General features: G+C 39.4%; 18 protein-coding genes. 9 read left to right on the forward strand and 9 right to left on the reverse strand.

What is annotated here, in order from left to right:
- Positions 1 to 55: 55 nt before the first annotated feature.
- Positions 56 to 1891, reverse strand: coding sequence for an ABC transporter ATP-binding protein (locus tag JZY04_RS12410; protein ID WP_032542836.1), 1836 nt, complete (start codon positions 1889 to 1891; stop codon positions 56 to 58).
- Between the two features lie 226 nt (positions 1892 to 2117).
- On the opposite strand from JZY04_RS12410, the gene JZY04_RS12415 reads away from it, so the two are divergent.
- Positions 2118 to 3116, forward strand: a complete 999-nt coding sequence (locus JZY04_RS12415) for a glycosyltransferase (protein WP_005779398.1) — start codon at positions 2118 to 2120, stop codon at positions 3114 to 3116.
- A gap of 38 nt (positions 3117 to 3154) precedes the next feature.
- Here JZY04_RS12415 and JZY04_RS12420 read toward each other — a convergent pair whose 3' ends face one another.
- Positions 3155 to 4321: a glycosyltransferase gene (locus JZY04_RS12420; RefSeq protein ID WP_032536481.1), complete on the reverse strand. Its 1167-nt coding sequence runs from the start codon at positions 4319 to 4321 to the stop codon at positions 3155 to 3157.
- A gap of 143 nt (positions 4322 to 4464) precedes the next feature.
- On the opposite strand from JZY04_RS12420, the gene JZY04_RS12425 reads away from it, so the two are divergent.
- Positions 4465 to 5463: a glycosyltransferase gene (locus JZY04_RS12425; protein ID WP_085960014.1), complete on the forward strand. Its 999-nt coding sequence runs from the start codon at positions 4465 to 4467 to the stop codon at positions 5461 to 5463.
- Positions 5464 to 5484: 21 nt separating this feature from the next.
- Here JZY04_RS12425 and JZY04_RS12430 read toward each other — a convergent pair whose 3' ends face one another.
- Together JZY04_RS12430 and JZY04_RS12435 are read right to left on the reverse strand one after the other, a co-directional pair.
- The gene (locus JZY04_RS12430; protein WP_122142633.1) at positions 5485 to 6399 is read right to left on the reverse strand and encodes a glycosyltransferase family 8 protein; all 915 of its coding nucleotides are present in this window, start codon (positions 6397 to 6399) and stop codon (positions 5485 to 5487) included.
- Positions 6400 to 6416: 17 nt separating this feature from the next.
- Complete coding sequence (locus tag JZY04_RS12435) at positions 6417 to 7436, reverse strand: glycosyl transferase family 90 (protein ID WP_005812245.1); 1020 nt, start codon at positions 7434 to 7436, stop codon at positions 6417 to 6419.
- Positions 7437 to 7740: 304 nt separating this feature from the next.
- On the opposite strand from JZY04_RS12435, the gene JZY04_RS12440 reads away from it, so the two are divergent.
- Together JZY04_RS12440 and JZY04_RS12445 are read left to right on the forward strand one after the other, a co-directional pair.
- Complete coding sequence (locus JZY04_RS12440; protein WP_255584439.1) at positions 7741 to 8523, forward strand: alpha-1,2-fucosyltransferase; 783 nt, start codon at positions 7741 to 7743, stop codon at positions 8521 to 8523.
- Between the two features lie 33 nt (positions 8524 to 8556).
- Positions 8557 to 9438: a glycosyltransferase family 2 protein gene (locus JZY04_RS12445; protein WP_032536483.1), complete on the forward strand. Its 882-nt coding sequence runs from the start codon at positions 8557 to 8559 to the stop codon at positions 9436 to 9438.
- Here the strand turns inward: JZY04_RS12445 and JZY04_RS12450 are convergent.
- A complete protein-coding gene (locus JZY04_RS12450) occupies positions 9429 to 10883 on the reverse strand; it encodes a glycosyltransferase (RefSeq protein ID WP_122142635.1) in 1455 nt (484 codons plus the stop codon). The genes JZY04_RS12445 and JZY04_RS12450 overlap by 10 nt on opposite strands.
- 4 nt (positions 10884 to 10887) lie before the next feature.
- Complete coding sequence (locus tag JZY04_RS12455) at positions 10888 to 11604, reverse strand: glycosyltransferase family 2 protein (RefSeq protein ID WP_032538286.1); 717 nt, start codon at positions 11602 to 11604, stop codon at positions 10888 to 10890.
- Positions 11605 to 11736: 132 nt separating this feature from the next.
- On the opposite strand from JZY04_RS12455, the gene pdxB reads away from it, so the two are divergent.
- Positions 11737 to 12780 carry a 4-phosphoerythronate dehydrogenase PdxB gene (gene pdxB / locus JZY04_RS12460; RefSeq protein ID WP_122142636.1) on the forward strand — a complete coding sequence of 348 codons (1044 nt, stop codon included), beginning with the start codon at positions 11737 to 11739 and terminating at the stop codon, positions 12778 to 12780.
- A 128-nt stretch (positions 12781 to 12908) separates the two neighbouring features.
- Here the strand turns inward: pdxB and purN are convergent, their stop codons facing one another.
- The gene (purN, locus tag JZY04_RS12465) at positions 12909 to 13535 is read right to left on the reverse strand and encodes a phosphoribosylglycinamide formyltransferase (RefSeq protein WP_181996394.1); all 627 of its coding nucleotides are present in this window, start codon (positions 13533 to 13535) and stop codon (positions 12909 to 12911) included.
- Positions 13536 to 13633: 98 nt separating this feature from the next.
- On the opposite strand from purN, the gene JZY04_RS12470 reads away from it, so the two are divergent.
- From JZY04_RS12470 to rnc, 3 genes are read left to right on the forward strand one after another with little or no spacing between them, the layout of a single operon-like run.
- Positions 13634 to 13870, forward strand: a complete 237-nt coding sequence (locus JZY04_RS12470) for an acyl carrier protein (protein WP_005779510.1) — start codon at positions 13634 to 13636, stop codon at positions 13868 to 13870.
- A 15-nt stretch (positions 13871 to 13885) separates the two neighbouring features.
- Entirely contained in the window at positions 13886 to 15148 is a 1263-nt protein-coding gene (fabF, locus tag JZY04_RS12475; RefSeq protein ID WP_005779512.1) for a beta-ketoacyl-ACP synthase II, read from the forward strand.
- Between the two features lie 4 nt (positions 15149 to 15152).
- On the forward strand, positions 15153 to 16025 hold the full coding sequence (gene rnc / locus JZY04_RS12480) for a ribonuclease III (protein WP_032530639.1): 873 nt from the start codon (positions 15153 to 15155) through the stop codon (positions 16023 to 16025).
- An 18-nt stretch (positions 16026 to 16043) separates the two neighbouring features.
- On the opposite strand, the gene JZY04_RS12485 is transcribed toward rnc, so the two are convergent.
- Positions 16044 to 17054 (reverse strand): ATP-dependent 6-phosphofructokinase, encoded by a 1011-nt coding sequence (locus JZY04_RS12485; protein WP_005779516.1) that lies wholly within the window; start codon positions 17052 to 17054, stop codon positions 16044 to 16046.
- Positions 17055 to 17223: 169 nt separating this feature from the next.
- On the opposite strand from JZY04_RS12485, the gene JZY04_RS12490 reads away from it, so the two are divergent.
- On the forward strand, positions 17224 to 18735 hold the full coding sequence (locus tag JZY04_RS12490; RefSeq protein WP_005779518.1) for a GH3 auxin-responsive promoter family protein: 1512 nt from the start codon (positions 17224 to 17226) through the stop codon (positions 18733 to 18735).
- 55 nt (positions 18736 to 18790) lie between these two features.
- On the opposite strand, the gene mnmA is transcribed toward JZY04_RS12490, so the two are convergent.
- Positions 18791 to 19882, reverse strand: a complete 1092-nt coding sequence (gene mnmA, locus JZY04_RS12495) for a tRNA 2-thiouridine(34) synthase MnmA (RefSeq protein WP_181996402.1) — start codon at positions 19880 to 19882, stop codon at positions 18791 to 18793.
- Positions 19883 to 19894 lie beyond the last annotated feature (12 nt).

Genomic DNA, 19894 nt, shown 5'->3' on the forward strand with positions numbered 1-19894 from the left:
TTAGCAAAAAAGTTATTATTAAAAAGTGAGGGAGTTCACTATCTCTCTGCCATGCCTACAGCGACTGCATGTCATTCAGTCGTTTATAATAACCGTTCTTAGCCAATAATTCTTCGTGTTTTCCACGTTCTACTATTTCTCCTTCATATAGTACACATATTTCATCTGCGTTCTTGATGGTAGAGAGACGGTGGGCAATAGCAATGGTGGTACGTGTTTTCATTAAACGCTCCAATGCCTCCTGCACCAACCGTTCCGACTCAGTGTCTAAAGCAGAAGTAGCCTCGTCAAGAATCAAAATCGGAGGATTCTTCAAGATAGCCCGTGCTATACTGATACGCTGACGCTGGCCTCCGGAAAGTTTACTGCCCCGGTCACCTATATTCGTATGATAGCCGTCTTCTTTCTCCATGATAAAATCGTGAGCATTGGCAATCTTGGCAGCCTCAATCACTTGCTCCATCGTAGCATTTTCTACACCAAAAGCTATATTATTAAAGAAAGTATCGTTAAACAAGATGGCTTCCTGATTGACATTCCCGATCAGGCTGCGCAAGTCGGAGATGCGAACGTCTTTAATGCTGACTCCGTCAATAGTAATCGCTCCTTCCTGTACATCGTGATAACGGGGCAACAAATCTACCAATGTAGATTTCCCTGAGCCGGACTGTCCAACCAAAGCAACGGTCTTACCTTTAGGTACAGTGAGGTTAATATGTTGAAGCACTTCTTTCTTTCCATCATAGCTGAAAGAAATATCCCTAAATTCTACTTTCTCTTTTAACCCATTCAGCGGCTTCGGATCAGGAATCTCCACAATCTTATTTTCCGCTTTCAGAATCTTATCCACACGCTCCATCGAAGCCAAACCTTTAGGAATATTATACCCGGCTTTTGAAAATTCCTTCAAAGGATTGATTACGCTATAAAGGATGGTCAGATATACCATAAAAGTAGAAGCATCAATAGAAGAATGACTGCTCAAAATCAGTGAACCGCCAAACCAAAGCACAATTACAATCATGGTCGTACCTAAAAACTCACTCATCGGATGGGCTAATGCCTGACGGGTCGCCACTTTATTGGTTGCCTCCCGAAACTCGTTACTGCATTTCAGGAAACGATTCATCATCTTATTTTCAGCAATGAAAGCCTTAATGATACGAAGTCCTCCTAATGTTTCTTCCAGTTGCGACATCGTATCGCTCCACTTTGCCTGAGCTTCAAGGGATTGACGTTTAAGTTTTTTGCCTACCGTACCCATCACCCACCCCATCAATGGTACAACCAATAAAGTGAAAAGGGTTAGTTGCCAACTGATTACAAGCAGCGTAGTAAAATAAGCGATTATCAAGATCGGATTCTTTACCAACATATCCAATGAACTGGTAACCGAGTTCTCTATTTCTCCCACATCCCCGCTCATACGGGCTATGATATCTCCTTTTCGCTCCTCCGAGAAGAATCCAAGTGGCAAACGAATCACTTTATCATAGACCATCACTCGAATATCCCGTACCACACCGGTACGCAAAGGAATCATCACGGCTGACGAAGCGAAATAGCAGAATGTTTTAAAGAAAGTCATTACCACTAAAAAGAGTCCTAACAACATCAGAGTAAAAGAAGCGCCATTGATCTGGATCATATCTGAAACATAATAATAGAAATTATTTATCAGAAGGTCCTTTGTACTAATTGAAGCAGTATCCCATGGGATAAACTCATATACATCTTTATCAACCTTAAATAATATCTGTAGAATGGGGGCTATCAAAGAAAAAGAAAATATATTCAGAATGGCCGAGAATAAATTCAGTATCAACGCCCATATTACATACTTCTTGTAAGGCGGTACAAAACGCCGCATAAGTTGAAAAAATTCCTTCATTACTTACTATTAAATGATTAAGTTGCAAAGATAACAGAAAATATTCAGCAAGTTACTATTCAGAGAGTAGAAAGTCAGTGGCGAATTAAGCAGATGCTCTCTTTTTATACTGCAAAAACAACCACGCATCCCATAAAGCTATCAAATATATATTCAGAAAAACAAAAACAAAGTGTTATCTTTGCAACGTACAAAGACAATAGCATATTACTAAACCTAAATAAAAATGGAAAAATCGGGAACACTCCCCCTTATCAGCATTATTGTGCCTGTATACAATGTAGAGGCATATCTACATCAATGCCTGCAATCAATTTTGGATCAGACATATACTAACCTGGAGATTATTGTTGTAGATGATGGTTCCACAGACCATTCACCTGCTATTTGTGACCATTTTGCAGCCTTAGACGCTCGTGTGAAAGTGATACACAAAAAAAATGGTGGGTTAAGTGACGCCCGAAATATCGGTTTAGACACAGCATCCGGAGAATATATTGGTTTTGTGGATAGTGATGATTGGATTGATAACGATATGTATGAGACACTTTATAATCTAATCAGTCAATACGGAGCAGATATATCTGCCTGCACACATTATCTGGAATATGAGGATGGCAGACCAACTGTCTACAGATCGCAAGAGGAAATAATGACTTTCAACCATGCAGATGTTATGAAAACATTGTTTGAAGATAAGATTATAAAAAATTATGTCGTAGAAAAATTATATAAACGTGACCTATTTACCGGATTATATTTCCCTATTGGACAAGTTTTTGAGGACATATCCCTAAGTTATAAGATATTTGATAGATCCAACAAAACTGTATTAAAATACAAACCTAAATATCACTACAGAATTCGTTGGGGAAGCACTACTAATTCTTCGTTCAGCCCTCTCAAAGGAATACAATATGTGCAAGCCATACACGAACAATATCAATTCATGAAAAAACGTCAACTAATCAATGACAAACCTGTAATGATTATAAAGAAAAGCATCCACTTAATCAATCACACGATTATACTACCCTCCTCAACACTCAACAATGAGGTCATTGACAAAACATTAGAGATTATGCACCAATATGATTATCTAAAACCACAAGATATCGGAGTGTCAAGAACCATCAAACGATATTTTATTTATCATCATTTCAGAATATATAAAATAGGAATGACACTTTATCGCAAACTGATTCCCAAGAAGAGAAAAGTTTAAACTTATATTCTCCTAAAAAGGTATTCATACAAAAGAGATTATAACAATGATTCGAACAAACCGAGCCATTTTTGTCCGACAATTTCAGGAGAGTACTCTTTTGACTTCAAAATCACGTTATTCCGCATCTTTTGTAACTTTTCCGAATCCATCAACAGAGACAATAACATCTCAGCATATTTATGTAAACTAAAAGAAGGTACAAGGCACCCATTAACTCCTGAAGGCGACAAAATCTGGCGTATCCCAGCTACACAATCAAAAGCTACAGGTACGACACCATTCGCCTGAGCCTCCGTCAAACATAGTGGCCATCCCTCAAAAGCTGAAGTCAAACATAATACGGAAGCATCACGATAGAAATCATCGACATGATCGCTATGTCCCGCAAAACGTATTCGTTGAAGTTTCATCTTTTGACTTTTAGCTTGAAGTAGAGGAAGTTCTTTTCCACCTCCTACTAAAATCAATTCCCAATCCGGTACTTTTTTATATATCATTCCCCAAATATCCAACAAACGGTCAACCCGCTTATCATAATAACTCATACGCCCAACAAAGAGAATCTGCTTTTTCTTATTCAAATTAACATTCGGACATTGTCTCTCAGAATTATATATAACATGTACTTTCTGCTCATCAAGTGATACTCCCATTTTATTAAGCAGTATTTGTTTATATTCCTCACACAAAACAGTAAAAGCATCAACTTGATCATAAACAAACTTATATTGATTAATAAAAAAAGAGTCATATTTCTTTAACCATACTATCTTTGGATAAGTTAATAACCCCCATTCCAACATTTTAAAGAAAGAACCACGCGCTCTACCCCTTCTCCTATGTAGACGGGCTGTTATTTCCCAGAAAGGAGTGCTGTGACAAGCAAAGATCAATTTACTATCAACTTTACTTTTAATAAAATCCAATCTGCTTAAAAGACAAATAGGCAGAATGAAGATATCAATTTTCAACGAGTTGAGAGTATGTATGATAAAGTCAGCATTCTCCTGACTGTCAACATCGCCTCCACCTTGAAACTCAATAACCTTAATATTGGAATAACTTCCACTGTTAATCTGATGTGTAATAACATATGTTTCATAGCCATATTGAGCTACAAAATCGGCAATATCCATTGTAACTCTTTCAGCTCCTCCAGCAGGAAACTCACCATGAAAAAATAAAATTCTTCTCTTTATCATATACAAAAGTATGTATAGCCAAGACAACAAACGGATTGCATTTACATTTTTTAGGTTAAAAGAGCACATATATACTACTATTATACTATATTTGCATCCATATATGTAAAAATGATCCTAGACTTAACTAAATAAACTACTTAATGATGAAAAAAATCGATGAGTCTCCATTAATAAGTATTATTATTCCGGTATATAATGTAGCCCCCTTTTTAAGCCAATGCATTCAATCGGTCTTAGACCAGACATATACCCACTTAGAAGTGATCATCGTTGATGACGGCTCGACAGATGAATCCCCTGCTATTTGTGATAAATTTGCTAAATTGGATACAAGAATCAAAGTCATACACAAAAAAAACGGAGGACAAAGCGATGCTCGTAATGCAGGCCTTGATATTGCATCCGGTGATTTAATAGGTTTCGTGGATAGTGATGATTGGATTGAAAATGATATGTACGAAACACTTTATAATCTTCTAAGTAAGTACCAAGCAGACATATCTGCCTGTGCGCACTATATAGAATATGGAACAAAGATCAAAGCTGCATTTGAGTCTAAAGAGATAATTACATTTAATCACAAAGATGCCATGATGGCTCTTATTAAGGATAAGATTATACGAAACTATGTTTGGGAAAAGTTATATAAACGGGAATTATTCAACAATCTCCGCTTTCCCATGGGAAAATTTTTCGAAGATGCAGCCCTCAGTTACAAGATATTTCATAGAGCTAACAAAACAGTATTGATACAAGCGCCTAAGTATCACTATAGAATTCGCACCGACAGCCTCACAAACACAACTTTCAATCCAATTGAAGAATTCCAGTTAGTTAAGATCCTGCATGATCAATACCAATTTGTCAAACAGGAACAAACTGTATCGGAAAAGCCATTAAAACTACTAAAAAAAGCATTCCACTTAATCAATCATATTGTCATCATGAGGCCTTCCCCCCTTAATGACCAAATAATTGCGGCTACAATGGAGATTTGTCACCATTATGACTATCTCAGTCTGAAAGACATCGGATTATCAAAAGCGATCAGACGATACTGCATATATAATCATTTCAAACTATATACAATTGGAATGATTATATACCGGAAAATTGTACAAAAAAGACGCAACAGATAGCAAATGCTTTGATCAATGTATTTACAGCTTCATATACTTGGGCTTACGGAACCGCATTGCATAAGGAAGCAACTTCAACCACCAAGACAAACGAGCTTTAAAAGTAGATAAAGGTCGTTTGCCTTTCCAGGGAGTCATATCCAGATACTTAAAGTATTCCCCTTTCAAAGGATGCATGCTATCATAATTCCAGGGTTTTTTATTAGTATAATGCAGGATAACAGGATGGAGCAATTGTTGATGCAATTGCTTCTTATCTTTCACTCCTTTATCCACCCCATAACGGTAGAAACCATCCTGCATATTCCATTTTAAGGGAACAAAAAGTTTAGATTCATGCAGAACAGCATTCAAAAGATCCTGGTCATTAAAGCGGATACGCTCGGGATATCGTAAAAAATACTGTTCACATTGTTCATCTATTTTATGCTCACGCCAATAGCGCAAATTGATAAGTAGTACTCCCGCATTAAAATAAGAGAATGACTTATCATACTTCAAGATATCATAACGTTCATCTTCATTACTGCCGATATCTTCGACACAAGCAACCGAATAATTACTCATATCTGTATTCCAATACTCTGATATATCTCCAAGAATAACAATATCACAATCCAGATAAAGCACTTTATCCACCTCTTCCGGTAAAATGGCTGAGAACATACAACGGTAATAAGTAGCCATAGAAATGCGCTTACCAAACTTCTTGATAGAAAAATTATGCAACAAGTCTTCCGGAGGAAAGTAAAAGCGTACTTCATTACCATAACGACCTGCTATTGTTTTTAGTACTTCCTTATCTTCAGAAGGCAGTGTAGAGGCCACAATATGGATACAAAACTCAGATTCACGGTTATTTTCGAACAGTGAAACCAAAGTTACTGCACAGTGTACCGTAAAATTAGAGTCAATATTACATGCTATATGTATCATAGGAGAATAGAGTTTTATCAATCTTCAATATTTTGACCTGTCATCCGAAAATATTTATCCAGAACCAACAGCGATATTAACTTTTCACGACGAGGATTTCTGAACTGAGCCACATATTCATGAGCATGCTCTATGATTTGTTGAGCCTCTTCCGGATGTTCGATGTAATACTTCAACCGTTCCTCCAAATCCGTAAAATCGGGTTTAATCTCAATATAATGATAGTTAGGAATCAATTTTCCTTCCATAAACCAAGTTTCGCAAGTGGGACGCGGCATCACTGCTATCGAGTTAGAAGACATTACCCATTTCAGATTTGATGCAACATCATTCCCCTCCAATGCCATTATGAACTTATAATCCAAATGCTGACGAATCGTTTTTTTAGGAGTCATCCATGCGTCCGGTACTCCCTCATCCTTACCAACGACTCCACAGTCACACATCGGATGGTCCATATACATCTCTAAAAATAATTTACGGGTACGGCTTCGTCGTATTTTCCCTCTGAAGATAACCATATCCTTTTTAGAAGAAAAAGGCATTGTATCATTTACAAACATAAAATGCCTGAACTTATCCAGTTTCATAACAACAGAGTTATCATTGGAATCGGTCAGTAAACGGCTTTTCACAATAGACGGGAATTCCGGAGTGAAATATACATCGCCCGGGCAATATCCCCACCGAAGAGATTGTTTAAACCAACGGGTATATTCCCTGGTATCAAAAAAATATGCGGTATGAAAAAGAGATTTTTTATTGTCCGCAAGAGTTCCTAAAAAGATCAAATACCGAAATTCATTCTTTATAAAAGACTTTTCCGGCAAAGAAGAAGGAGAAGACAGCTTATTATAATAATTCACTCTCTCTTCGATATAGTCTTTATCCGAACGATACTGTAATTGAGCCAATGTACTTTTCAACTTATACCGATAAAAAGCATTCGGAATAAGCATCTTCAAAGTATTACTTATAAAATAAATAAACTTAGGAGGCTTGCCACTGGAAAGTTTATATAAAAGACTATCATTCATATCATTAAGCAGTTAAGCTAAACGTCTTTCAGCTTCATTTTTGTTTCATTAAACGTACGTTTAATGAAACAAAAATAAGACTTATTTTCTACTTGAAAAAACTAATTACAGTTTTTTATTAAGAAAACCGGAGATAAAGATTAAACAAACCTTTAATAAGCCTTTTACACCTCATACAATATAATCCATATTTCACAACATATAAAAATAAATGTCAGGTTAAAATATGATGTTTTTTAAACGTACGTTTAAAAAAACATATCAANTAGGGAATCAAATGTTCATTTACGCCTTCTATATACAAATGAAAACAATATTTCCGGAGCTTCGGATAGATATGTCTGAAATGAAGAAATATAAATTACATAACGGATATGAATTGGAAGATGTGTTTTCGGTCCATCCCCAAACAATATCTGCCCATAAATGGCTTAAAAGAGTAATTGTGTATGCATTCTTTTCGATTATACGAGAAAAATCCGAAGAAGAATTATCCATTCATAAATACACACAACACAAGAGATGGCCATTAGTATATTACAAAGGATTCTTTCAATCTGAACTCTTCTTCAAAGAATCTTCAGATACCATAAGAGATATTTTTTCTTTCAACACAGAAAATGCCAATTTCAGAACAAAAGAATGGGCAAAGATAATTAAAGAACAACGTTCGAGCGTATCAATTCATATCCGAAGAGGAGATTATACATCAGCTAAAAACAAAATAAAATATGGAAATATATGCACAGAAGAATACTATCAAAAGGCAATCTCAATCATATTAAAAAAAGAACCGAAAGCATTCTTCCATATCTTTTCTGATGATGTGGAATGGACGAAAGCACATTTGAAGATACATCATTTACCCCATCAATATATATCTTGGAATAGGGGCCCTGACAGTTGGCAGGACATGATGTTGATGAGCCTGTGTCGTCATAATATAATAGCCAACAGCAGTTTCAGTTGGTGGGGAGCATGGCTAAATGCCTATAAGGATAAAACTGTTATCGCACCTTCACGCTGGTCAAACGTCAAGAAGATACCTCACATACTTCCGGAAAGCTGGATTTCGATAGATATATAAACCCAATAATAATTAAATAACCCCCATACCACTATGAAAGTATCAATTATCATCCTGAATTATAATACCTCCCGATTAACCCTAAACTGCATTAACAGTATACACAAATACCTGCCTAATGGCACTTACGAAATAATAGTTGTCGACAATGCCAGCCAGGAAACAGACTATCAACACCTTACTGAAAATCTTTCCGGTCAGGAAATTACTATTATACGCAACAAAATAAACAGTGGTTTCGGGGCAGGGAATATGGTTGGCGCAAACATAGCCCAAGGGAAATACCTCTGTTTTCTAAACAATGACACTGAGCTATTAGAGGACTGCATTAGCCCATTATGCAACTACCTGAAAGAAAATCCTCAAACAGGATGCATTACACCACAGCAATACAACAAACACCTGAAGGCAGTACCCTCATTCAATCATCCAATCGGTATTCTATATGAGATTTTAGGAAACGACATCCCGGAAAGATTATGTCCCGCCCGCTACCCCAAAAGAAAAAAGAAAGTATACCAGTTTCCTATACATGCTTCATGGATCAACGGAGCATTTATGATGTTTCCTTCAGAAGTCTTCTTCAAAATCAAAGGCTTTGATACTAATATATTCCTCTATTATGAAGAGTATGATATCTGTACAAGATTATCTTATCACAACTATCAGTCAACGGTTTTACCAACCTATAGATTTTTACACCTCCAAGGTGAATCTACAAAAGTTTATGCGTTGGCTTACAAAGAAAGGTTTATTTCAAAATTATATGTATATAAAAAGCATTCCAATTTTTTATTCTATATCATATATAAATGGATCATTATAATCAAATTATGTTTCCACTTCAGACGTTGGTATATATTGCCCACCATAATCTTAGGCAAAGGGTTGTCTCAATCAATGCGTCATAAATGACTCTTCTCAATCAGTTCCAGACATCTATCGGCATCGAATCCCCTCACTTTGGCATATTCATCTGCCAAGATAACAAACATCTCATGTGTTCCGGGCAAGCGCTCAAAGTTCTTACAACCGGTTTCTATGTCGACTTTACCAAAACGCATGCGGTTTAAATCAATGATTTCCACTTCAATGCCTTTATCCGTTTCCCTAAAAAGAATGTTCCCTCCCGAGTAATCTTTATGTAGAAAACCGTTTTCGTGTAAAGCTGCTGTGGTACGGGCTATAGCACGTAACACCTTTTCTTTGTCACCGGTAAAAGTCTCCTCTAACAGATTACGATACGTATAAGGACATTCGGACTTTAGGCTCACAAAGTAGCTACGGCCAAACAACAACCATGTTCCCGTAGAATAAAATCCAACAGGAGCAGGAGAGCCAATACCTGCTTTACGCAGCATCTGTGCGTATTGATAAGAACGGCGGGCTTTAGAGGCACGAAAAGAATTATAAACAACTCGATTAATCAGGTGAGGAAGCTGATATGACTTCACTATCAACTTTCTACCATGTATTTCAAACTCTTTCAATTTATTTCTTCCTTCATATATCAACGTTCCTCCATTCTCAAAATGCACAGGTAATACACGTACAAAAGAAGATAAGTCCTGAAAATCATCTCCAACGAAGACTCTCCGAGGGTGGATTATTCGGGAAATCCGATTGATTAACCTTGACCAGGAACGCTGATAACGTAACGGCCCTCCCAATTCCCGCTCAAAGAAATCAGGATGTCGTCTATTTAGAACGTCAATCACATGCTTTTTTAGCAAACGGTCAGTAACACGTTTAGACTGTTCGCGCACCCGATAAAACAAACCTATTTCCGGCAACTTTACAACCTTTCCTCCATCCTTTAACATTGAGATCCAAAATTCCCAATCTTCACGAGCCACGATCTCCGCACAGTATCCTCCAATTCTTTCCCATTCGGACTTACGGTAAACAGCACAAGTATCCATCATATTTTTACGAGCAAGCAATGATAGCGAGAAAGGTGGTAATACCCATTCGCCCGAACGGTCTCCGAAAAACTCGGCACGTGGACAGACCACTTTTACTTCCGGATCCGACTCCAGTATATCTACAGCAGAATGAATCAATTCTTTACTAATACGATTATCAGCATCGACCGGCAAAATATATACTCCACCTGCTTTAGAAATAGCATGATTACGAGCCGTGGCAACGCCACTATTTACTTGTGTGTAAACCCTTACATTTTCATACCGGGACTTATAGCTTTCGGCAATTTCAAGAGAACGGTCTTTCGAACCATCATCCATCACAATCACCTCAAAGTTCGGATAATCAGAAGACAGGACAGAATCCAGTGTCTCCTCCAGAAACTCCTCCATATTATATACAGGAATAACTACAGATACTAACGGCTTTGCCATACCATCAAATTTTATCCAATCCTTTAGTGAACTTCAACCAGTAATATTTAAGCGGATTCGTATACTTCAACTGTTTCCATGGACGACTACTATGCGGGCGATGCCATACAGTCAAAGTAGTAAACAGATAATTGACAAAACCTTTTTCAAGTGCTTGATGGGAAATAGTTACATCAAACCAGTTCTTTTCCGGATTCAAAGAATGAAAATCAAAAGCACGCAGAAAGTCGGTTGTCAGCAAAGAACAGCAGAAACTAAGATGTTTCTTTTCCGGAAACACCTGATTTTCTTTGCCTTTCGCATATAAATAGGGATAATTAATTACCTCGTTCTCATCTACTGTCACAGCAGCAGCTATTCCACAGTTTTGTCTGGACTGCGCACCATCAAAAAGAGCCTGCAAAGTGTGTTTTTTCACAATCACATCAGATTCAACGATCAGCAAGCCTGCTTCAGCGGCAACAGCCTTTTCTTGTGCCATCTGAAGCACCAGCAAATAATTGGGAGAAGGATGAGAAGTGATCTCGGACAGATTAATTAACTCAAATCCCATCGCCAGGGATGCTTCTTTCAGTCGTTTCGTGTTTTCATCGGTGCTGAAATCATTATAAATAGTATAATGAAAAGGAACGGTGAAATCTGATTTTAAAATAGCCTCAGCTGTTTGCAACGTCAACTCAATAGAATCTTTTACCGGAGTAATAATGTGGATACACTTCATTATTGATATAAATTGTCTAAGTTCAAACTTATCGTAATGCGCATTACCGGGCAAATCTATGCAATATTTTCCATATAGCCAATCTTTCCTGCTTTTTATTTCCTACCTTTGCATGCAAACCCCTGATCAATCATGAAAGTTATTGTAGACAACAAAATACCTTACATCAAAGAGGCTATTGAGCAAATAGCCGATGAAGTAGTATATGCTCCGGGAAAAGATTTCACCCCGGAACTGATACATGATGCCGATGCATTAATTATCCGCACACGTACGCATTGTAACCGTTCACTGCTTGCCGGAAGCAAAGTAAAATTTATCGCAACCGCTACAATAGGATTCGATCATATCGACACAGCCTATTGCCGGGAAGCAGGTATCACATGGACCAATGCCCCGGGATGTAATTCGGCATCCGTTGCACAATATATCCAATCTGCCCTGTTCATTTTACAACAAACCCATGCAATGAAGTTGCATCAAATGACCATTGGCATCGTAGGCGTAGGAAATGTAGGAAGCAAAGTAGCTGATGTAGCCCGAAAATTAGGAATGCGAGTAATGCTGAACGATCTTCCCAGAGCAGAAAAAGAAGAAAGCACAATGTTCACTACTTTAGAGAATATAGCCAAAGAGTGTGACATAATCACATTTCATGTACCTTTATATAAGGAGGGAAAATATAAAACTTATCATTTGGCAGACAAACACTTCTTCCGTTCACTGAAAAAGGGGACAATAGTCATGAACACCTCACGCGGTGAAGTTATCGAAACAGAGGCACTGCTCGATGCTCTTCAGTCAGGTACCTTGTCCGATGCTGTCATTGATGTATGGGAACATGAACCGGATATCAATCTTAAATTATTAGAGAAAGTAATTATAGGCACTCCTCACATCGCCGGATATTCCGCAGACGGAAAAGCAAACGCAACCCGAATGTCACTTGAAGCCTTATGCCGGTTCTTCCGGATTGAAGCCGGCTATCAGATTGTTCCTCCGGAACCGGAAAACAAAATAATTTCCGCAACAACTTATGAAGCGGCCTCCCTGCAAATTTACGATCCCCGACGGGACAGCGATGCACTAAAGACCCATCCGAAGCTATTTGAACAACTCCGGGGAGATTACCCATTAAGGAGAGAAGAAGGAGCATATAAGATTAATATCAGTTGATTTACTATTTAACCCTGATAATACCGATCCTCAATAAGAGGATATTAAATATCACATGAGGCTGTGGTGAAAAGAGTTTCGACACAACCTCATACGATACTATAAAACATTTCCTCAGAAAACCAGCTCTACAAGAAGGTATTTACGGTTTGTTCTATGATCCTGGGAAACCATTCATATTCCAACGCATGAACTTTTTTAGCCACTTCCGCAGGGGTATCTCCGGGAAGCACTGAACATTTAGCTTGAAAAATGATACTTCCCTCATCGTAATGCTCGTCTATATAATGTATAGTAATACCACTTTCGGACTCTCCTGCCATTACCACCGCCTCATGCACCCGATCGCCATACATCCCCTTTCCCCCAAACTTAGGTAAAAGAGCCGGATGAATATTTATAATTTTATTAGGATAAGCATGCAAAAGTGCATCCGGTATACGCAACAAGAAGCCGGCTAACACTATCAGGTCAATCTGATGTTCACGCAGCAAATCCAAGATGGATTCCGCTATTTCCCAATCAGACTTCGGAAAAGCCCTACAGAGCACTCCTAAACGATGTGCACGCTCCAAAACATACGCGTCCTTCCTGTTAGAAAGAACTAATTTTACCCTGACTGAATCATTTCCCTCGAAATACCGGATAATGTTTTCAGCATTTGTACCAGAGCCGGAAGCAAAAATAGCGATGTTTTTCTCCATAATCAGACCTTTTAGTGCACAAAACAGTGAAAAATGTGCAAAAGATTGCATTTATTTAATCAAAAATTTGCGCAGGACGATAAATATTTATTCCTTTGCACCGCAAATTTAAAGAAATAAAACTAATTATTAATTAAAAACTTAAAGTTATGTCTGAAATTGCATCAAGAGTGAAAGCGATTATCGTCGATAAATTGGGCGTAGAAGAATCAGAAGTTACAGAAACAGCAAGCTTCACTAACGACCTGGGAGCTGATTCTCTTGACACTGTAGAACTTATCATGGAATTCGAAAAAGAATTCGGTATCTCTATTCCTGATGACCAAGCTGAAAAGATTGGCACAGTACAGGATGCTGTAGCTTACATCGAAGAACACGCTAAGTAATTCGATTTCATCAGTATGGAATTAAAGAGAGTTGTAGTAACAGGTCTGGGCGCCATTACTCCTGTTGGCAATACCGTCCCGGAATTTTGGGAAAACCTCGTGAACGGGGTTAGTGGAGCAGGACCTATTACTCATTTCGATGCATCGCAATTCAAGACTCAATTTGCATGTGAAGTGAAAGGCTTCGATGTAACTCAATATATCGACCGCAAAGAGGCACGTAAAATGGACTTGTACACACAGTATGCCGTTGCCGTTGCCAAAGAAGCGGTTGCAGACTCGGGTCTTGATATCGAAAATGAGGATTTAAACAGAATCGGCGTTATTTTTGGTGCCGGTATCGGTGGTATACGTACATTTGAGGAGGAAACAAGCAATTATGCCCTCCACAAAGAAAACGGTCCTAAGTATAATCCGTTCTTCATCCCTAAGATGATTTCAGATATTGCTGCCGGACAGATTTCTATTATGTATGGTTTCCACGGCCCGAACTACGCAACTTGTTCTGCATGTGCAACTTCTACTAACGCCATCGCCGATGCATTCAACCTGATCCGTCTGGGTAAGGCAAACGTGATTGTATCCGGTGGTTCGGAAGCCGCTATCGCAGCAGCCGGTGTAGGAGGTTTCAACGCTATGCATGCATTGTCAACTCGTAACGACGAACCACAATCAGCATCTCGTCCGTTCAGCGCGAGCCGCGACGGTTTTGTAATGGGTGAAGGTGGAGGATGTCTGATTCTTGAAGAACTTGAACATGCAAAAGCCCGTGGCGCAAAAATATATGCAGAAGTAGCCGGTGTAGGTATGTCTGCTGACGCTCACCACCTGACAGCATCTCATCCGGAAGGACTTGGTGCAAAACTGGTGATGATGAATGCCCTGGAAGATGCAGAAATGGATCCTAAAGAAGTGGATTACATCAACGTTCACGGTACATCCACTCCGGTGGGTGATATATCGGAAGCCAAAGCAATCAAGGAAGTATTTGGCGAACATGCTTTTGAGTTGAATATCAGTTCAACCAAATCAATGACAGGTCACTTGTTGGGTGCTGCCGGTGCGGTAGAGTCTATTGCAAGTATCCTTGCCATCAAGAACGGCATCGTTCCTCCGACTATCAATCATGCCGAAGGTGATAACGACGAGAACATCGACTATAACCTTAATTTCACGTTCAACAAAGCACAGAAACGTGAAGTTAACGTTGCCCTTTCGAATACATTCGGATTTGGTGGTCACAATGCTTGTGTAATCTTCAAGAAATACGCTGAATAAAGTCGTGTTACGTAATAAAATAGATAAGATAAGGCTCCTGTTCTGTAAGGATAGAGAGTCTTATTTTTGTTTTTATCGCATACTTGGATTCTATCCACGCAACATCCGGCTATACGAGCAGGCTCTCCTGCATAAATCGACAGCTGTACGTTCGGAGAAAGGACGTCCGTTGAACAACGAACGCCTGGAATTCCTTGGTGACGCCATTCTTGACGCCATCGTAGGGGATATTGTCTATCAACATTTCGAAGGTAAAAGAGAGGGATTCCTGACAAACACCCGTTCTAAAATAGTTCAGCGTGAAACATTAAATAAACTGGCAGTCGAAATAGGCCTGGACAAACTTATCAAATATTCTACACGTTCTTCTTCCCACAACAGCTATATGTATGGGAATGCGTTCGAAGCTTTTATTGGAGCCATTTATCTTGACCGGGGATATGAATGTTGCAAACAGTTTATGCAGAAGAAAATCATCGAGCCCTATATAGATCTGGACAAACTCTCACGCAAAGAGGTGAACTTCAAGTCTAAACTGATCGAATGGAGCCAGAAAAACAAGATGGAAGTTTCTTTCGAATTAATAGAACAGTTCCTTGACAAAGAGAATAATCCCGTGTTTCAGACAGAAGTCCGGATTGAAGGCATACTCGGAGGATCCGGTACAGGATACTCCAAAAAGGAATCACAACAGAATGCCGCACAGATGGCCCTCAAAAAAATCAAAGGGGATCCTGAGTTCATGGCAGGTGTACAAGAAGCCAAAGTACAGAATAATATCTCCACAGAAGATACACCCGACGATCCTGAAATAAACCAGACAGAGGAATCTCCGCAAGTTGATAAAATAACATCAACTGAAAATATCAGTATATAATCTAAACACCTCGGATTATTATCCGAAGCATATTCCCATCCTGCGCCCTTGTACCACAAGGTCATGTTCTTCAGTCACTAATTTCAACTTTCCGGCTACTTCTTCTAATGCAACGGAAGATATTTCATCACCTTTCAATGCAATCATACGTCCAAACTGCCCATTAGCAATCAGCTCCGTCGCATGCCCTCCCATTCGGGTAGATAAGTTACGGTCGAAAGGTGTAGGTGAGCCACCGCGCTGAATATAGCCAAGCACCGTTTCACGCGTCTCAATACCTGTCTCATATTCAATTTCCTGGGCGATGTATTCGGCAGCACGCTTACGCCCATCAGTTTGGATACCTTCCGCAACGACCACAATCGAATAAGGTTTCCCCTTTTTTAAACGATTTAAAATTGTATCCCCTATATTTTTTATATTATAAGGTATCTCCGGAACCAGGATTACATCTCCTCCTCCTGCCATACCCGAGTATAGAGCAATCCATCCTGCTTTATGCCCCATCACTTCGATTACCATCACCCGCTTGTGAGAGCTTGCCGTAGAGTGAAGCCGGTCGATAGCATCTGTAGCAATGCTCACTGCCGAATCGAATCCGAAAGAGATATCCGTACCCCAGATATCATTATCAATCGTCTTAGGAACAGAAACGATATTAATTCCCATCGCTGCAAATTTTGCGGCAGTCTTTTGCGTACCATTTCCACCGATACACACCACGCAATCAAGTCCCAATTCAGCAATATTACGTTGTATCAGCGCCGGTTTATCCACATCCGAAATAATACCTTGCTTACGGAACGGCTTCTCACGTGAAGTTCCCAACATAGTACCACCCAGGTTTAACAATCCGGACAAGGATTTTTCAGTAAACGATTCTACCTCTTTCGTCAGCAATCCCTGAAAACCACTGTGAATCCCCACAACTTCCATTCCATAATGATTAATGGCCGTTTTACACACCCCGCGAATCGTAGCGTTTATGCCGGGGCAATCTCCTCCGGATGTAAGAATTCCGATCTTCATTGCTGCTCTTTTTTTATTGAATATTACGTATTTAAAAGAAAAAAGTTACCCATCTGTCTGCAAAAGCATGACATATCTTCACTTTTAACTATTATTTCCGTCGTAAAGATAGAAAAAAAAGATAATTAAGGCTATTTTTGCACGACTAAACATTATATGTTAAAGAGCAATGAATATTACAAAGATTATAAGCAAAGTATTTGATTCCCGTTTAAAAGCCATAGATCTTTATGATACACAAGCCGGAGATATACAGCACCGGGTATTGACCCGTCTCGTAAAACAGGCAGAAAATACTGAATGGGGAAAGAAGTATGATTATAAATCTATCCGCAATTACGAAGACTTTAAAAACCGACTCCCCATACAAACCTACGAAGAAGTAAAGCCCTATGTGGAACGTCTCCGTGCAGGCGAACAAAACCTATTGTGGCCTTCAGAAATACGCTGGTTTGCAAAATCCTCGGGCACCACAAACGATAAAAGCAAGTTTCTTCCGGTTAGCAAAGAGGCCTTGCAGGATATTCATTACCGGGGAGGAAAAGACGCGGCCGCAATCTACTTCCGCATGAATCCCGACAGCCGTTTTTTTTCCGGTAAAGGACTGATTCTGGGAGGCAGCCATAGTCCGAACCTGAACTCCAACCATAGTCTGGTAGGTGACCTTTCAGCCATATTGATCCAGAATGTAAGTCCGCTGATCAACCTGATACGTGTGCCAAGCAAGCAAATAGCATTAATGGACGAATGGGAAACCAAAATTGAAGCTATTGCCAACAGCACCATACCGGTAGATGTAACCAATCTTTCGGGTGTTCCTTCCTGGATGCTGGTCTTAATCAAACGTATTCTTGAAAAAACAGGCAAGCAGACCTTGGAAGAAGTATGGCCCAATCTGGAAGTATTCTTCCACGGAGGTGTCGCTTTTACCCCTTACCGTGAACAATATAAGCAAGTCATTCATTCTTCTAAAATGCATTATGTCGAAACCTACAATGCATCGGAAGGCTATTTCGGGACACAAAACGATTTCTCCGACCCATCTATGTTATTGATGATTGACTATGGTATTTTCTACGAATTTATTCCTTTGGAGGATGTGGAAAAAGAGAATCCCCGCACCTATTGCCTTGAAGAAGTAGAGCTAAATAAAAATTATGCTATGGTGATCTCCACTTCCTGCGGATTATGGCGGTACATGATCGGAGATACTGTGAAATTCACCAGAAAGAATCCGTATAAGTTCGTCATTACAGGACGTACCAAGCACTTCATCAATGCTTTTGGTGAAGAGCTGATCGTAGATAATGCAGAAAAAGGGCTTGCCAAAGCATGTGCTGAAACTGGTGCTCAAGTCAGCGAATATTCCGCTGCCCCCGTATTTATGGATGAAAATGCCAAATGCCGTCATCAATGGCTTATTGAGTTTGCCAAAATGCCCGATTCCATCGAAAGATTTGCGGCGGTACTGGATACTACACTGAAAGAAGTAAACTCCGACTACGAAGCAAAACGATGGAAAGATATCGCTCTCCAACCATTGGAAGTGATTGTCGCACGCAAAGGACTTTTCCATGACTGGTTAGCTCAAAAAGGGAAATTAGGTGGTCAGCATAAAGTACCGAGACTCAGCAATACAAGAGACTACATTGAAGAAATGATTGCTTTGAATAAACAATGAACGATAATCGATAAACGATGAACGATGAATGGGCTGTGTGCTATCCGCATACGATTCATCGTTCATCATTCATCGTTATAATCCCTCCTCCCAACAACAAACCATCCCTGTAGAAAGCGGCTGCTTGTCCTTCTGCAATGGCGGACAAAGGTTCGTGTAGTTGTATATGTAATAATCCCTCCGGAGTGATTGTGACAGAACAATGGTTTTCCTGTTTCCTATAACGTATTCTCACAATAATATCATCATAGCCCAGCAGGCGGGATTCGTTGATTATATTCCAGTCTTTCAACCACATCTCTGACTTTTCAAGGGACTTTAAAGGAGCCAATATCACTTCATTGGTTTCAGGATGGATCTCCTTTACAAAAACAGCACGGTTCAGTTGGATGCCTAACCCCCTGCGTTGCCCTATAGTATAAAAAGGATATCCCTCATGCCAGGCAATAAAATTGCCGCTTTCATCGAGGAATCTGCCTTTGCCCACTTCCCGGATTATTTTATTGCTCCTGTCGCCTCCCGCATTGCAAAAATGCTTTTTCAGAAAACTACGGTAATCAAGTGGACAGAAACAAACCCCGATGCTATCTTTCTTTTTTGAAACTTTCTCAAAACCTCTTCCGGCAGCATAAGCACGTGCTTCAGGTTTAGTCATCTCACCCATCGGAAGCAACATACGTTGCAAAATATCCTGTTTTAATCCCCACAGAAAAAATGACTGGTCTTTATCCGGATCTGCGGCAAGCGTAATATAATAGCTTCCGTCCATCCATTTCTTTCTCACATAATGACCGGTAGCTAAATAGAAAATTCCCATTTCATCGGCAATCTTGGCCAACAAAGGCCATTTTAACCAGTTGTTGCAAAGAGTACAGGGGACCGGAGTATGTCCGGCCATATATTCATCGATAAAGTAATCAACAATTTTCTTCCGGAAAATCTCGCGCGCATCATAAGTGATGTGTTCGATTCCTAAGCGAGTTGCTAATGCACGGGCATCTTCCAAGTATTCCGTAGAATCATTAAACTCATAGAAACGAAAGGTAACTCCCGTTACTTCATAACCGGCTTCAAGTAATAGCATGGCAGCCACAGAGCTATCCGTACCACCGCTCATTCCCAATAAGACTCGTTTGTTTTCCTCCATCATACCGCAAAA

The organism is Bacteroides sp. 11BF (assembly GCF_019633765.1).
Taxonomy (GTDB): domain Bacteria; phylum Bacteroidota; class Bacteroidia; order Bacteroidales; family Bacteroidaceae; genus Bacteroides; species Bacteroides hominis.